Origin of the sequence: uncultured Mobiluncus sp., assembly GCF_963511525.1 — a bacterium.
GTDB lineage: Bacteria > Actinomycetota > Actinomycetes > Actinomycetales > Actinomycetaceae > Mobiluncus.
On the sequence record NZ_CAUPIY010000014.1, the window covers coordinates 21,833 to 37,457 of the forward strand.

The following is a 15,625-nucleotide window of genomic DNA, read 5'->3' on the forward strand; positions in this document are numbered from 1 at the left end:
AAACTGTAAGGAAGTTGCATGTCAGAGTACATTTATTCAATGCTGAAGGCCCGCAAGAAGGTCGGCGATAAGCTCATTTTGGATGACGTTACGATGGCTTTCCTGCCGGGAGCCAAGATTGGCATGGTGGGCCCCAACGGAGCGGGCAAGTCGACAATCCTGAAAATCATGGCTGGTTTGGATGAGCCCAGCAACGGTGAAGCTATCCTCAGCCCGGGGTATTCGGTCGGTATCCTGTTGCAGGAGCCACCCCTGAACGAGGACAAAGACGTGTTGGGCAACGTCGAGGAAGGCGTGTGGGAAATCAAGTCCAAGCTGGACCGATACAACGAGATTTCAGCCCAGATGGCCGACCCGGATGCGGATTTCGATGCCCTGATGGAAGAGATGGGTCAACTCCAGGAGGCCATTGATGCGGCCGATGCCTGGGACCTGGACAATCAGTTGGAACAAGCGATGGACGCGTTGCGCTGCCCGCCCGCGGACGCCGACGTGAAAACGCTTTCCGGAGGGGAGCGCCGCCGAGTCGCCTTGTGCAAGCTGTTGCTGGAAGCCCCGGATTTGCTGCTGCTTGACGAGCCGACCAACCACCTGGACGCCGAGTCGGTGCTGTGGCTGGAGCAGCATTTGAGCCAGTACAAGGGGGCAGTCATTGCCGTCACCCACGACCGTTATTTCCTCGACCACGTGGCGGGGTGGATTGCTGAGGTCGACCGCGGTCACCTGTACCCCTATGAGGGCAACTACTCCACCTACCTGGAAAAGAAGCAGGAACGTTTGGAAGTCCAGGGACGCAAAGACGCCAAACTCCAAAAACGGTTGAAGGAAGAGCTGGAGTGGGTGCGCCAATCCGCGAAGGGCCGTCAAGCCAAGTCGAAGGCCCGTTTGCAGGCCTATGAAGCGATGGCCGCGGAGGCTGAGAAGTCTCGGAAACTTGATTTTGAAGAGATCCAGATTCCGCCGGGGCCGCGGTTGGGCACTTTGGTGCTGGAGGCAAAGGACTTAAAGAAAGGTTTTGGGGACCGTACCCTGATTGACGGGTTGAGCTTTAGCTTGCCGCGAAACGGTATCGTGGGCGTTATCGGGCCTAACGGGGTGGGGAAAACGACCCTGTTTAAGACCATTGTGGGGTTGGAACCCCTCGACGGCGGCGAGCTGAAAATCGGGGAAACCGTGAAAATTTCTTATGTCGACCAGGCTCGCGCGGGCATTGACCCGGACAAGACGCTGTGGGAGGTTGTCTCCGACGGGGCGGACTATATCGAGGTCGGCAAGGTGCAGATGCCGTCGCGCGCTTACGTGTCTGCTTTCGGGTTTAAGGGCGCTGACCAGCAGAAGCCTGCGGGCGTTCTGTCCGGTGGGGAACGCAACCGCCTCAACCTGGCTCTGACCTTGAAAGAGGGCGGAAACCTGCTGCTGCTCGACGAACCGACGAACGATTTGGACGTGGAGACCCTGGGATCGCTGGAAAACGCCCTGTTGCAGTTCCCCGGCTGTGCCGTGGTCGTCACCCACGACCGCTGGTTCCTCGACCGGGTGGCGACCCACATCTTGGCTTATGAGGGAACCGAGGAAGAACCGGCTAAGTGGTTCTGGTTTGAAGGCAACTTTGAAGGCTACGAAGCCAATAAGGTAGAGCGACTCGGGCCGGAAGCGGCCCGCCCGCACCGGGTGGTTTACCGGAAACTGACTCGCGGGTGAGGCCAACCATACTTGGGAGAGACAAAAAACCGTTATAACACCCGTGTACTTGCCCACTACCGGGCCTGAGCGGTTAGAATTCATTAATGTAAACCGTCCAGCGTCGTACCGGGTAGTGGTTTCGGCGCGCGATGAAAAGCAAACGGATTGTTGAGGATTCGATAAAGTGGCCGAAACAACTCACTATCTTGAAGGTTATTTGCCCCAAGTCCAGGACTTAGCCCGTCGGCTGGGGGTGGATACAGACTATTGGGATTTTGCGGGCAACTATCACGAGGTGCCGCAGTCGACTTTGGTTCGGGTCATTGACGCTCTCGGTTTCACGTTGCAAAGCAGCGATGATATTGGGCGTGCCTACGAGTCGTTGGACCGGGAATACTGGTTTTCCGTCCTCCCGAAAGGGCTGGTGATACGCCAGTCCCATGGGGCGAATATCCCGGTTCACGTGCCTGATGGCACCAGCTTGGAAGTCTGGTTGGAAACCGAGAACGGTGATACTAGGCCGTTGGAACAGCTCGATATCTGGGTCCAGCCCCGCGATTTTGGTCCCGATGGCCGGCGCGGCGAGGCAACATTCCGGCTTCCGGAAGGCACCGAGTGGGGCTACCATACCCTGCATGCCAAGACGGTGGAGGGCGAGTTTGCCCAGCAGGTTGCGGTGGTTCCTGACCGGCTGCCGCTGGGGGATTTAGAGCATTCCCGCTCCTGGGGTGTGATGACGCAACTGTATTCGGTGTCCTCCCGCGGTTCTTGGGGAATGGGAGACTTCCACGATTTGGGCCACATCGCCGAGATTTTTGGACGCCAGGGCGCTGACTTCGTGCTGACCAATCCGTTGCACGCGGGTGAGCCCAACGTGCCTATCACGCCGTCTCCTTACCTGCCCGTGTCTAGGCGTTTTCTGAGCCCGCTGTACATTCGCCCTGACGACATCGCGGAATATCGCCAGTTGGATTCCACGTCTGAATCACTGGTGAAAGTCGCTTTCGCCCAGGCCTCCAATGAACTTTTCCCGGTTGACGCAGTGAAACACGTCGACCGGGATCGTTCCTGGAAGGCCAAACGAGAAGCCTTGGAAGTCATTTTTAAGGTAAAACGCAGTCCCTCCCGCGAAGCCGAGTTCAGCGACTTTATGGCGGAACGCGGCCAGGACTTGCAAAACTTTGCCCTGTGGTGCGCCCTGTATGATCGATTCGGTCAAGGGCCTTGGGAAGACGACGTTGCCGATGTCTCCAGTCCTCGCGTGGCGGCGCTGCGGGAGGAACTCGCCGAACAGGTGGAATTCTATTGCTGGCTGCAATGGATTGCCTCCACCCAGCTTCACGCCGCCCAGGAGTCCGCGACGAATGCCGGCATGACGATTGGTATCATGAATGACCTGGCGGTAGGGGTGCACAAGTACGGTGCCGACGTGTGGTCTATCCCGGACGCTTTCGTGAGGACCATGAGCGTGGGGGCGCCGCCGGATATGTACAACCAGCTGGGACAAGACTGGACCCAGCCGCCGATGAATCCGCGCTATATGGCCACCCACGATTGGGAACCTCTGCGGGGAATTATTCACCGCGCTTTGGCTAACTGCGGTGCTTTGCGTATCGATCATGTGATGGGACTGATTCGCCTGTGGTGGATTCCGCGGGGAGCTGCCCCCAACGAGGGTACCTACGTTCGTTACAACCACGAGGCCACCGTGGGCATCATGCTGTTGGAAGCTGCCAGAGCCCACGCCGTAGTGGTCGGGGAGGACTTGGGCACAGTCGAGGACTGGGTTCGCGATTACCTGAAAGACCGCGGTATTCTGGGCACTTCCGTGCTGTGGTTTGAACGCAACGGTAGTGATTTCAGGCCTCCGGACCAATACCGCGAAATGTGCATGGCCGCGGTGAACACGCACGATTTGCCCCCTACCTTGGGATTCCTCCGCGCGGTACACCTGGAAGTCCAAGATCGCTTGGGAATCTTGCCCCAGCCTTTGGAACAGGCCAAGGACGCGTTGTATGACGACATCGCGAAGCTGGTGGAACAACTACGCAACATGGGGCTGTTGGAAAACGATTATCCGACCGAGTCCGAACTGATTCTGGCGCTGCACCGTTTTATCGGCAAGACTCCGGCAAAGCTGTCCGTGGTCAGCTTGGTTGACGCGGTGGGGGACCTGCGGATGCAAAATCAGCCCGGCACTGATAACGAATACCCCAACTGGCGCATTCCGCTGTCGGACTCCTTGGGACGCTCGGTCAAAGTGGAAGAATTGGAATACTACGTGGGCGTGGGCGAAATCTGCGAAGCGATGCGCGAACTGGTGAATCCGCAGTGCCCTGAAGGCGATGAAATTTAGTATTCCCTTAGGAAACTTGCTGTGAGAGCCGCCGTATATTTCCGAGGATAGCCGCCGGGGTTTTCGCCCTGGGGGAGTCCTTTATTAGCACGTCGAAAGCCGTTTTTCACGCAGAGTTTGTGGCAAAATTGAAGGTGGTTTTGGCAGCGGTATCCGCGACTAAAATCTGACCTAAGGATGCTGAGGAAAGGAAGTGCCGGCGTGGCGGGCAAAGGCAAGACAGCCAAAGCGGTGGACAATCCTGAATCGGGTCGTGTCTCCGCTGCTGAGAGCCGTGCGGGCAAAGCAAAGAAAAAAGCCGAAAAACCCCCTGCGGCGAAAAAACCGGCCAAGCGCACCAAGGGCGCAAAAGTTCCTCGTGCTGCCGTAAAGCAGCAACGTTTCGCCCGCTTCCTGGCGCCGGGATGGTACGAACGGTTCCTGCAGTATCTGTTTGTCGCGATTTTGATACTGTGCGCGGCCGAGTTGTCCCTGCGTTTGGGGCAGGGTCATATCCTTGGTGACCAGGGCTTTGGTAAAGTATTTCCGGGGATTTTGCCGATTGCGGACATTTTGTACTACGTCGGCACCACGGTGGAATCGTATTTCCCCTTGATCGTGGCATTTATGTTGGCTTTCGCGGCGGCGAAGCGCCCCAATGCGGCCATCGGATTAGCGGCGCTGGCCGGTTGGGTTGGTTACCTGGGTGCCACGATGGCTCTGTCTCGCTACAGTACCGCCTCTTCACAAGGGGAGGTTTCCGGCGTTGACTTAGGGCTGATGGGTGGAATCTTGGTGGGGTTCCTGGTAGCTGGTTGCTGGAGCGAGTTCCGGTTTCGCAAAGTCGCCCCTTGGGCTCGGATGGTCAGCGGGATTCCCTTGGTCGTGATGATTTGCGCGACTGGCGGAGTGGTCCTCGGCATTGTTGTTGGTGTGTTTTATCAGCTGTTATACCTGATTATCACCGTGGCTGCCGGCACGGCAATGATGGTTGCTCCGGGCCCCTTAGGGGCGGCGCTCTACGGTTTTCTGCACCCCATTGCGGAGGTTACTGGGTTCAGTGCTCTGCTCAATATCGCTCCGTATAATCTCTACGGCAGTTGCCAAACCACCCAAGGCGACACCCTCAACGGTTCCTATCGTTGTTTTGTGTATGGCGGTACCCAGATGGAAGGTCAGCAGGCCCTGTTCCTCGCCGGGGGATATCCGGTGGTTGCGTTCGGGCTGGCAGCGCTGTTCCTGGTGCTGTTGCTGCAGCTGAAGGGCGGCAACCGCCAATACTGGCGCATTATGTATTGGTTCCTGATTGCCGGTACGTTCTTAGTTGGAGCCGAGAAACCGGCGCTGTATCTGCTGTTTTTCGCGGCTCCTGCCCTGTTGATGGTTCACGCGGTCGCCTCGGCGTTTTCTTACGCTATCACCGCGGCTTTGGGCGTCACGATCGGCTGGGCGGGCGGTCCCGGCTTGGTGGATTTGATGCGCTGGATGGGAACCGGAGAAGGCATCCTGGTGCTGCTCATCCTAGGGGTGCTGTTTGCTGCCATTTACGTCATGGTTGCTATTTTCACCATTAAAGTGAAAGGGCAGCGGTTGAACTTGGGTGGATTTGGTGTGCCCTACATTACGAAACCGTTCATGGGCATTCCCAACTCCTCCGGGGAAACGAAGCCCGCCCCTGCCGTCACGATTCCGAAACCGGCCGCTGTTAAGGACGCTTCCGAGACTGGTGTCTCGGCTTCGGTTCGCGAGGAGACCCCCGTAACCTCTCCCGCTCCGACCCGGCCCCGCCCTTCTGAGCCCGTTGTTGAAACAACTGTTGCGGTTCCGCCGACTCCGGCTCAGCCTGTTGCCACCCAGCCGGCTATGGAGCCACCCGTGATTGCTGAACCCGTTGCGCTGGAGCCCGAATCAAGCCCGGAGGTGCCGCTGGGAGAAATTGAGCCGGTCGAGCCGGTTGAACAGCCCCTGCCTGCGGAAGCTTACCCGGAGGCTTATACTGAGACCTCCGCCGCTGTGAACCCTGCTTATCCGCAGCAAGGCTACGTCCAAAATCCCTACGGTTACCAGGCGCCGGGATATCCCGAAACATACCCGGCATATCCCGCGGAGTACGGCGGCGGATACAATTCCCAACTCTATGGCTACCAGGGAACGCCCTACGGATATCCCGCGGCTTATAACCCTGCGGCTATGCCGCAGGCCACCTCGCCAGCTCAGAATTTTTCCGCACCCCAGACCCAACCGCAGGCACCGGCAGCTCCGCCGGAGAATCCCTCCAAGCCTGACTATCGACCGCGTCCACAGTAGGCGTTCGCAGCGTTCAGAGCCATCGCCACCGCCCTCCACAGCGGGAACAGATGATAAAAACCACAGGGTAAGCCGCTGCTGGGTTACCCGCGCTCGGGGTCATCCCTAGTTGTTCCGACACATGCCGTGAACCCGCGAGGCTATCCCTCACGGTCGCACTGTTGAGCCTTCGCGATACGTTCGGCTCCGGACTGGTTCTCGCGCATCATCCGCAGCAGAGCCGCGGGAGCGTCCGTATGGTTCGAGAGCCATTCCCGAGTCAGTGCCAATACGTCGACACCGCTGGATTCCCAGCCCACCAGCGCGGAGGGATACATACCCTCGATGAGCTGTTCGCCAATTTCGTGGGTGCGTTCATCATAGGTTTCCCGCAGCATCTCAAAGTAACGCGGGGCAAAAGGAGCCAACAACAGCGGGTCTTGAGCCCTGTTGAAGCCGGCAATGATGGACGCTAGCTGGTCGTTTGTCAGGGTGGTGTCGCTGTAGGCACGGTCAAAGAACTCGGCTTTTATCTCAGGGTCAGGTAGCGAAGCTGTGGCCTGCAGGACACGTTCGCGCCCATTTACGGTGTCATCATTACTGAGCTCAGCTTCGATGGCGGCGCGATCCACGTGTCCCACCGCCGCCAAAGAGGTCAGCAGGTTCCACCGCAGTTCCGTGTCAATGCGCAGACCCGTGAGGGTTTCACTGCCATCCAAAAGGGCGGCGCTGGCGGCGATGTCTTCGGGATTGTGCGCCCGGCGAGCGGCAGCGCGAACCAGCTGCAGCTGCGTATCAGAATCGGCTTTGGCCAGGCGAGACAGCATCCGCAGGCGCGAAGAGACGTTTCGGGCGACCGTTTCGCGGTTTTCCACCGCCAGGTAGCTTTCGATACAGGTGTCAAGGTTGCGCAAAGTCACCGACACGACCATGGGGTGGGTCTCTACCATGAGAGCCTGCAGGGCGGTATCGACATAGTGGGAGGCTCCGACCTCGCCGTCACGCACCATATCCCACAGGATAGACAGAATCTGGGACCGAGTCAGCGAATCGGTGAAGGCGTCGATGTGTTCGCAAGCTGTTTTTAGCGACTGTTCGTCTAACCGAACTTTGCCGTAAGCCATGTCTCCGTCGTTGACCAAAATTACATCGGGACGCGGCCCATAGAAACCGGGGAGGATGTATTCCTCGGCCTCCATGTCGAATTCCTCGCGGTGACCGGGAACGAACACGGTATTGCTATCGCGTTGTTCCAGGTTGTAGGCGCACACCGCCATGTGTTGGGGTCGCGGGGTAGCATCAGCATTGAAATGCTCTTGGACGATGCGCAGGAAAGTAATGGCCCCGCTGTCGTCCGTTTGGATTTCGGGACGCAGCCACGTCATCCCAGCTTCTTCCAGCCATTTGCGTGACCACGCTTTCAGGTCCTTGCCGGAGGTGGCCTCCAGCTCGGTCAACAGATCCGTCAAAGTGGCGTTGGACCACTCGTGTTTGGCAAAGTATCCCTTAATTCCCAAGCGGAAGTTGTCCCACCCCACGTACGTCACCAGCTGGGACAGTACGCAGGCGCCTTTTGCGTAGGTGATGCCGTCAAAGTTGACTTGGACATCTTCCAAGTCGTTGATGGTGGCCACTACCGGGTGAGTGGAAGGCAGTTGATCCTGGCCGTAGGCCCAAATCTTTTCCGAACAAGAGAAGGTCGTCCAGATGTCTTTCCACTCAGTCGCTTCCGCTGTGGCTTTGGTGGACACAAACTCGGCAAAGGATTCGTTCAACCACAAGTCGTTCCACCATTTCATCGTGACGAGGTCGCCGAACCACATGTGAGCCAGTTCGTGCAGAATGGTCACGACACGGCGTTCCACCCGGGTTTGCAGGGGACGGGACCGGAACACATATTCGTCACGGAACGTCACGCAGCCCACGTTTTCCATGGCTCCGGCGTTATATTCGGGAACAAAAATTTGGTCATATTTGCGGAACGGGTAGGGGTGCTCAAAGGCGGTTTCATAGAATTCGAAGCCGGCGCGGGTGATGTCCATGATTTCGGCGGCATCCAAGTGTTTCACCATGGAGGCGCGGCAATAGACCCCGAGGGGAATTCGTCTGCCATCGCACGAGGTCACTTCGCCGGTTTCTCCCACGTAGGGGCCGGCGATGACGGCGGTCAGGTAGGACGAGATTTTTTCGGTGGGGCTGAAGCGGTATGTGCGCACGCCGTCAGCGGCGATTTCAGGTTCCGGGGTGGGCGAGTTGGAAAACGCGTTCCACTCGGGGGGAACTACGAAAGTAAAGGTGAAGTCCGCTTTGATGTCGGGCTGCTCAAAGACGGCGTAGACGCGGCGGGAATCCGGTACCTCGAACTGAGAGTACACGTAGGACTTGCCGTCTTCGGGATCTGTGAAACGGTGTAGTCCCTCGCCGGTGTGCATATAGACGCAATCAGCCGTCACCCGCAGATTGTTGTGTTCCTGCAACTCCGGCAGGAAAATTCGGGAATCGGCGTAATTCGAGAGGTCTAGCTCTGTCCCGTTCAAAGTCACTTCTGTGACGGAATCGGCGATGAGGTCGATGAAAGTTGAGGCGCCGGGCTGGGCAGTAAAGTCTAGTTCCGTTACGGAATGAAAAATACGCTCTCCCTGAGTCATGTCGAGATGCACGCGATAGTGAACATCGCTGACGATTTCCGAACGTTGCTCGGCTTCGATGCGGGTGAGGTTAGTTCCTGGCATTTACACTCCTTTGAGTTTGTAATCGGTATATATTCTTCCATGTCTGACCCCTTTTCGATGAAGTTTCAGCGTAAAGATTGCAGTTAAACTAAACTTGAGTTATGTTTCTTGCGCTCACAGCGAGGGGAGGTATCTGCGTTGAGACGGAAGACCACTCGGGGCTTGGGTTCCCAAATGTCAGCCTCTAGACTTCGCCGGGTGCGCCGTGTCCTCGCAGTAATCCTCTTAGGGGCCGTGGCGCTGAGCGGATTGAGTGCCTGCGCAAAGGAAAAAACCAAGACCCCCACTCAGTGGAACGCTACCATCATGACTACACCGGCCCCGGAGGGCTGGATTAACGGTAAAGACGGGGCTTTTCGGGTGCAGATTCCGTCGTCTTACTTAGATGCCTACGATGCTATCAGCGGTGCCAAGCTGCCCGATGCGCAGGTGGTGTTGTCCCTCCCTGCTGACAAAGCGTTGAACGGCTACGTTCCGGTCATGGTCATTGATCACGCGAAAGCGACCTCTGACCCTGATGAAGTGGAAAGGAACCTGAAACAGGACCCTATCTATAAAGGCTACAAGAAGTTCACGGTGCTGAACCCGACTCAGGTTGAGGGCTTGAACGTGCTCGAGATGAAGTGGAGTTACGTCTATCAAGAGGTCGAGATGACGGCCTTTATGACTTTGGTTTCGGGGAACAATCACGCCTACGCCCTGAAACAGGATGTGCCGGACTATGCGCTGGAAACCTACCAGCCGATTATTGATTCCGTGCTGAAAACTTGGACTTGGAACGAGCCGGTGAAAGGGACCAAGCCGAAGCCAAGCCCTTCACCTACCAAATCCTGACTCTCTGATCCGGTTCCAGCCACAGGGCATCTCCCGGCTTGGTTTGGAAAGTTTCGGCGAACAGGTCGAGGTTCGCGACCACGCCGTTGCAGCGGAACTCTGCCGGAGAGTGGGGGTCGATAGAAATGAGCTGTTTAGCCATTTCCGGGCGCACCTTCGTCTGCCAGGACAGTGCCCAGGACAGGAAGAACCGCTCGGCCGCAGTGAGCCCCTCGATGACCGGGGCGTCTGCCGGGTCATCGATGCCCTGTTGTTTGAGCTCCAACAGGTAGGCTTTCCAGGCGATGTCGAGTCCGCCCAGGTCGCCGATGTTTTCCCCGATGGTCAGTGCGCCGTTGACGTGGAATTCTGCGGGCAGTCCCTGGGGGACGAACGCATTGTACTGGTCGATAAGCGCGTGGGTGCGTTTTTCGAACTCGGCTAGGTCCTGGTCGGTCCACCAGTTTTCGACTTTGCCGGTGCCGTCAAACTTGGCGCCCTGGTCGTCAAAACCGTGCCCGATTTCATGCCCGATAACCGCCCCGATGGAACCGTAGTTCACAGCCGCATCCGCGTCCTTGTCAAAGAATGGGGGCTGCAGGATAGCGGCGGGAAACACGATTTCGTTTTCGGTCGGGTTGTAATAGGCATTCACGGTCTGCGGGGTCATGTGCCAAATCGTGTGATCAACCGGGCCGCCCAGCTTGTCAATCCAATAGTTAGTGCCAAAAACGCTGGCGTTGTGAACCTTGTCAACCAGTGTTCCGTCTCCGAGCTGGAGTTTCTCATAATCGCGCCACTTGTCTGGGTAGCCGATTTTGGGGGTAAACTGGCGCATTTTTTCTAACGCTTTGTCTCGTGTTTCCGGTCCCATCCAATCCAGAACCGCGATGGAATCCTGGTAAGCCTGAATCAGGTTCTCTACCAAGTGGCTCATCGCCGCCTTGGCTTCGGCGGGGAAGTGGCGCTGTACGTAAAGTTTGCCCAGGGCCTCGCCCATCACTGAGGACGCCAGGGAAACCCCGCGCTTCCAACGTTCCCGCAGCTGCTCCTTGCCCGCCAGTTTTTGTCCGTAAAAGTCAAAGTCCGCATTCACGATTTCGCTGGATAGCAGGGAGGTATGCCCGTTTAGGGCGTGCCACAACATCCACCACTTGAGAGTCTCAAAGTCGGTGGAATCCCACAGCTGATCCATGTTTTCGAGGAAATCCGGTTCGCCTACGTTGACTTCCGTAAACATTTTGTCGGGCAATCCCGAAGCCTTGCGCCAGGCTCCCAGGTCAAAACGTGTCAGCTTAGAGGCCAGTTCGTCCCAGGTCATCGGGTTGTTCGTCGCGTCCGTGTCGCGAGTTTTCACGTTATCCCAATGCAGCTTGGCTATCTCGGTCTCGAAGTCAACAATTTTACCGGCCACGTCCGGGGCTGCGGACTGCGAAGCGTATCCGGCCAGGATCAGCATCCGGGCAAGGTGCTGGCGATACTGTTCCAACAGGTTCGCGTGTTTTTCTTCCAGATAGTAGGCGCGTTCGGGCAGTCCCAAACCGTCCTGGCCGAAGTAGTTGACGTAGCGTTCGGGATTGTTCACATCGATGTCGATACCGGTATCGAAAAATCCCTCGTAGGTGCCTTCGGCAAAAGTCCGGGCCCACAGGTCGCGCAGATCCCCTTTTGTGGTGGCCTGATCCAGGGGAGCCTGCAACTGCCGCAGGCTCGGGCCACTGTCCGCTTCTACCGTGGCTTCGTCCATGAAAGAGCCGTAGAGGGAGGCGACTTTGCCCGCCAGGCTGCTCAGCTCCCCGGTGATTCGACCCGCGACACAATCTTCGATGATGGTGCGCACCTGTTTTTCCGCTTCTTCGGCCAAGAGGTGAAATGACCCGTAGCTGGCCTTGTCAGCAGGAATTTCGGTGCGGGCCAGCCACTTGCCGTTTACGTAACGGTAAAGGTCGTCCTGTGGGCGGATAGTTTCATCAAAGTCAGCGGGATCCAGCATCCCCAACAGTGGGTTCTTTGTCATGGGTTCAACCCTACCGTGCTGCACCAAAAATTTCCGAGCGACCCTGACGGCGCAACCAAACCCCCTTGTGACAGGGGTCCCGCTGGGTTTAGCGCGTGGAAAACCCCAGGGCGTCGTAGAGCTGCATCGCCTCGGGGGCGGCGGATATATCCAGTTGCAGGGTCAGGGCCTCGCGGCCCAACGCGTCCACGGCTCGTGAAGCGTTAATGACCAACCCCGAACCGATACCTTGACGGCGATAGTCGGGATCCACAAACAGGTCAGCAATGTAGGGCTGGTCGCTGTTGCCGTCCGTGATGCACCATTCATCGGGAGCCTGGTCCAACACGATAACCACACCGACCAGTTTGTCCTCGTGCCACGCTCCGAGAGTCGCCTCGGACAACAGCGGACCGTAGGCGCCGTCCCAGAACAAATTCAGCTGGCTGGCAGCACTCGACCCGGCATCGCGATAAGCAACCGCGTGCAACTGGGACATCTGGACCACGTCATCGCGGGTAATCGGACGGTAGGTAATCTTGATTTCCGGGTCTGGCTCTGCTTCCGTCAACGCATTGGTCGACGGGGCCTCTAAGGACAGCTTGGACATACCTCGATTGTCCCATGATTCGTGCCTGCTGGGAAGCCTTTGAAAGTTATTGAATCGAAATAAGTCTGCTGGTTGGGTCTGTTAAATGATGAGTCACTATTGATTTCGGAATGGAACAGAGCGAGACCAGACCTTCTATTCTGTGCGAGTTTGCCAGGGTCGGTAACATGGTGGGGTGGAAAACAAGCATGAGGACGCACATCGGAATCAACCTGCTCATGAGCATCAACTTCCAGCGGTGACCCCCGAAGATTTGTCGGTAGACCCGGATTTGATTCCCTACCTGTTCGCGGCCCGAACCCCCGCCGAGCCGGAGGACAACGACAATCCGACCGGGGAACCTTTGGACCCAGAAAACCCCGCCGACTCCCGGAAAGGTCCCGTTGACCGCTTCGGCACACCGTTGAGTCCCGAACAGCGCGAACTCGTGGACGAAGTGCGTGAACGGCAACGCCCCACCTCGACCTTGGGCCCTTCCACGATGGAGGACCCGAAAGCTCGAGCCATCTATGAGACGCTGCTGACGCGCCGCGCCGAACACCAGATTGAGCCCAGCTTGGAACCGGTGCGGGGCGTGCTGGACTACCTGGGCAATCCCCAAGAGCTGTTCCACTCCATCCACATTACGGGTACGAACGGAAAGACTTCAATAGCCCGGATGATTGAGGCGCTGCTGGCGGAACTGGGGTATCGGACCGGGCGTTTTACATCGCCGCACCTGGTAGACGTGCGTGAACGCATCTCAGTGGACCAAGCCCCCGTCACCACCGAACAGTTTGTCCAGGCTTATGAGGACGTGGAAGCCCAACTTGCGCTGTGGGAAAACGCTCACCCCGGACACCGGCTGTCGTTCTTTGAGGTCATGACCGTCATGGCATACGCCCTGTTCGCAGATGTGCCGGTGGATGTGGCGGTGGTCGAGGTCGGTATGGGCGGACGCTGGGACGCCACCAATGTCATCGATGCAGACACGGCCGTTATTGGGCCCATCAGCCGGGAACACGAACAGTGGCTGGGCCGGGGATTGGCCAACATTGCGCGGGAAAAAGCGGGGATTATGCGTCCCCAGCGAGTGGCGGTGGTAGCTAAACAGCCCGACGAGGCTCTCGCGGTCATTCGTGACGCTGCTCATGCCGAGGACGTGACCCTGCGTTATGAGGGGGATGATTTCGCGGTGCTGCGGCGAGTCCCGGCAGTCGGGGGGCAAGTCATCGATATTCGCACGCCTGCGGCTATCTACCGGGATATTTACCTGCCCTTGTATGGGGAATTTCAGGCCGAGAATGCAGCGCTGGCGCTCACGGTGGTGGAGGCGCAGCTGGGTGGAACGGCGCTGCACGGGGAATCTGTGGAGCGTGCCTTTGGCGGGGTTCGTTCTCCCGGACGCCTGGAAGTGCTGCACGCCACCCCGATGATTGTGGCTGACGCGGGGCATAATCCGGGTGCGGTCGAGGCCCTGCGCCGGGCAATAGAAGACGATTTTCGTTTTCAACACACGGTGGGGATTTATTCCGCCATGGCCGATAAAGACATTGAAACCGTGCTGGGAATTGTGGAGCCGACCATTGATGAGTTGATTGTGACCCAGATGCCCGGTGAACGCGCGGCGAAGATGGAAGATATCCAGGCCGTGGCCGCGGAGGTGTTCGGTGACGATCGCGTCTACGCTATCGACTCCCTGCCCGAAGCGATTGCAAAAGCCGGGGAAATCGATGATTTGCAGGGGGGAGTTCCCGGATCCACCGGAGTCGTGATTTTCGGTTCCGTGGTACTCGCCGGAATGGCACAGGACGTGCTGGGCAAAGACAAACTACAATGAGCACAACCGGCCTCACACGGCAAGACCTCGGCCGGATTCGACCGCGAAAGTTTAGGGCAGTCAGAAAGGAGCAGCTGTGAGTTTGAATACACAATGGGTGCTGCGCTGGATGGATGGCTGCGCTCGAGTACTGGAACAAAACCGCGAAATGTTGGAAAGTTTGGATGAGGTCATCGGGGACGGGGACCACGGGGACAACATTTCACGAGGCTTCTCTGCCGTGGACCAGCGGTTATCCGGGATTGTGGTGGAGAGTCCGAAACAGGCGCTGCGGGTAGCGGCAAATACTTTGCTGGCGGCAGTAGGCGGGGCCTCGGGGTCTTTGTATGGCACGGCATTTTTGCGGGCGGCGCGTTCGGTGAACGTGGAGAGTCTAGAGTCGCAGGATGTGGCGATGCTACTGGTAAAGGCGGCCGAGGGAATCGCGGAACGCGGCGGAGCCCAGCCGGGGAATAAAACCATGCTGGACGCGTGGTATCCGGCCGCCACCAACGCCGCTGCTGCCGTGGCGAAAGGTGCTGACCCGGAAGAAGTCTTGCGTGTTGCTGCTGACGCGGCCGCAAAAGGGGCGGAAGATACGGTTTCGATGAGCGCCGCAAAAGGGCGTGCGTCGCTGTTGGGGGAGCGTTCCATCGGCCATAAGGACCCCGGTGCCGCCTCCAGTGCACTCATTTTGGCTGAGGCAGCAAAAGCTGCTGAGTATTGAGTACTACTTCGGAAAACCTTGGTGAAATCCGGTAGGATGCACAAGTATTTACAAAACTTGGAGTTGCGCTCGGTGTCGAGCGAAACTTTTGGCGAAAGGAAAGTCAATGGCTGACTGCCACATCCCCTACGATCCGCAAGAAGAACACACCCTGGTCATTATCAAGCCTGACGGCTACCGGCGCGGACTCATCGGTGAAGTCATTAGCCGGATTGAACGCCGCGGATTTAAGATTGTGGGTCTGCAAACCAAGACTGCGACCCGGGAAGAACTGGAAGAACACTATTTCGAGCACAAAGACAAGCACTTCTTTGAAGGGCTGGTCGAATACATGATGAGCGGCCCCATCGTGCTGATGGTTATCGAAGGCTCTCGGGTCATTCAGGCTTTCCGTAACATGATGGGAGATACCAACCCCGCGGTGGCTATGCCCGGGACGATTCGTGGAGATTTGGCTCGGGATTGGGGTCCGGACGCGCAGATTCAAAACATCGTTCACGGTTCGGACTCGGCACAGAGCGCCGACCGGGAAATCGCGCTGTGGTTCCCCTACATGATTGACTAAAGGCCGGTAGCGAGGCGTTTCTCCTGGCGTTGTTTCTCTGCGTTGCCCAAGGCTGGGAAGGCTGTTTTTTAGGGTTCGGG

10 protein-coding genes are annotated in these 15,625 nt (G+C 57.8%); 7 read left to right on the plus strand and 3 right to left on the minus strand.

All coding sequences use genetic code 11. From position 1 onward, the window contains the following. The first annotated feature begins 18 nt into the window (after nucleotides 1–18). From ettA to RQ935_RS09050, 3 genes are all read left to right on the plus strand, one after another. Nucleotides 19–1,701 carry an energy-dependent translational throttle protein EttA gene (gene ettA, locus RQ935_RS09040; RefSeq protein WP_311498103.1) on the plus strand — a complete coding sequence of 561 codons (1,683 nt, stop codon included), beginning with the start codon at nucleotides 19–21 and terminating at the stop codon, nucleotides 1,699–1,701. 166 nt (nucleotides 1,702–1,867) lie between these two features. Continuing rightward, nucleotides 1,868–4,039 (plus strand): 4-alpha-glucanotransferase, encoded by a 2,172-nt coding sequence (gene malQ, locus RQ935_RS09045; protein WP_311498104.1) that lies wholly within the window; start codon nucleotides 1,868–1,870, stop codon nucleotides 4,037–4,039. Between the two features lie 177 nt (nucleotides 4,040–4,216). After that, the gene (locus tag RQ935_RS09050) at nucleotides 4,217–6,325 is read left to right on the plus strand and encodes a PTS transporter subunit EIIC (RefSeq protein WP_311498105.1); all 2,109 of its coding nucleotides are present in this window, start codon (nucleotides 4,217–4,219) and stop codon (nucleotides 6,323–6,325) included. A gap of 140 nt (nucleotides 6,326–6,465) precedes the next feature. Here the strand turns inward: RQ935_RS09050 and pepN are convergent, their stop codons facing one another. Next, nucleotides 6,466–9,036: an aminopeptidase N gene (gene pepN / locus RQ935_RS09055; RefSeq protein ID WP_311498106.1), complete on the minus strand. Its 2,571-nt coding sequence runs from the start codon at nucleotides 9,034–9,036 to the stop codon at nucleotides 6,466–6,468. Nucleotides 9,037–9,210: 174 nt separating this feature from the next. On the opposite strand from pepN, the gene RQ935_RS09060 reads away from it, so the two are divergent. Then, complete coding sequence (locus tag RQ935_RS09060) at nucleotides 9,211–9,870, plus strand: hypothetical protein (protein WP_311498107.1); 660 nt, start codon at nucleotides 9,211–9,213, stop codon at nucleotides 9,868–9,870. Here RQ935_RS09060 and RQ935_RS09065 read toward each other — a convergent pair. Further along, a complete protein-coding gene (locus RQ935_RS09065) occupies nucleotides 9,857–11,866 on the minus strand; it encodes a M13-type metalloendopeptidase (protein WP_311498108.1) in 2,010 nt (669 codons plus the stop codon). The genes RQ935_RS09060 and RQ935_RS09065 overlap by 14 nt on opposite strands. A gap of 88 nt (nucleotides 11,867–11,954) precedes the next feature. Next, a complete protein-coding gene (locus tag RQ935_RS09070) occupies nucleotides 11,955–12,455 on the minus strand; it encodes a GNAT family N-acetyltransferase (RefSeq protein WP_295027229.1) in 501 nt (166 codons plus the stop codon). A 175-nt stretch (nucleotides 12,456–12,630) separates the two neighbouring features. Between RQ935_RS09070 and RQ935_RS09075 the strand changes: the two genes are divergently transcribed. The 3 genes from RQ935_RS09075 to ndk all read left to right on the plus strand — a co-directional run bounded on the left by RQ935_RS09075 (nucleotide 12,631) and on the right by ndk (nucleotide 15,545). Then, the gene (locus tag RQ935_RS09075; RefSeq protein WP_311498109.1) at nucleotides 12,631–14,274 is read left to right on the plus strand and encodes a folylpolyglutamate synthase/dihydrofolate synthase family protein; all 1,644 of its coding nucleotides are present in this window, start codon (nucleotides 12,631–12,633) and stop codon (nucleotides 14,272–14,274) included. Between the two features lie 76 nt (nucleotides 14,275–14,350). Further along, nucleotides 14,351–14,980 (plus strand): dihydroxyacetone kinase subunit DhaL, encoded by a 630-nt coding sequence (dhaL, locus tag RQ935_RS09080; protein WP_297345865.1) that lies wholly within the window; start codon nucleotides 14,351–14,353, stop codon nucleotides 14,978–14,980. Nucleotides 14,981–15,086: 106 nt separating this feature from the next. After that, nucleotides 15,087–15,545, plus strand: coding sequence for a nucleoside-diphosphate kinase (gene ndk / locus RQ935_RS09085; RefSeq protein ID WP_295027223.1), 459 nt, complete (start codon nucleotides 15,087–15,089; stop codon nucleotides 15,543–15,545). The last annotated feature ends 80 nt before the right edge of the window (nucleotides 15,546–15,625 follow it).

Coding starts and splice junctions, on each gene's coding strand:
- RQ935_RS09050 (WP_311498105.1), top strand. CDS start 4,217: ATGCTGAGGAAAGGAAGTGCCGGCGTGGCGGGCAAAGGCAAGACAGCC.
- ettA (WP_311498103.1), top strand. CDS start 19: ATGTCAGAGTACATTTATTCAATGCTGAAGGCCCGCAAGAAGGTCGGC.
- RQ935_RS09060 (WP_311498107.1), top strand. CDS start 9,211: ATGTCAGCCTCTAGACTTCGCCGGGTGCGCCGTGTCCTCGCAGTAATC.
- RQ935_RS09070 (WP_295027229.1), bottom strand. CDS start 12,455: ATGTCCAAGCTGTCCTTAGAGGCCCCGTCGACCAATGCGTTGACGGAA.
- pepN (WP_311498106.1), bottom strand. CDS start 9,036: ATGCCAGGAACTAACCTCACCCGCATCGAAGCCGAGCAACGTTCGGAA.
- RQ935_RS09065 (WP_311498108.1), bottom strand. CDS start 11,866: ATGACAAAGAACCCACTGTTGGGGATGCTGGATCCCGCTGACTTTGAT.
- ndk (WP_295027223.1), top strand. CDS start 15,087: ATGGCTGACTGCCACATCCCCTACGATCCGCAAGAAGAACACACCCTG.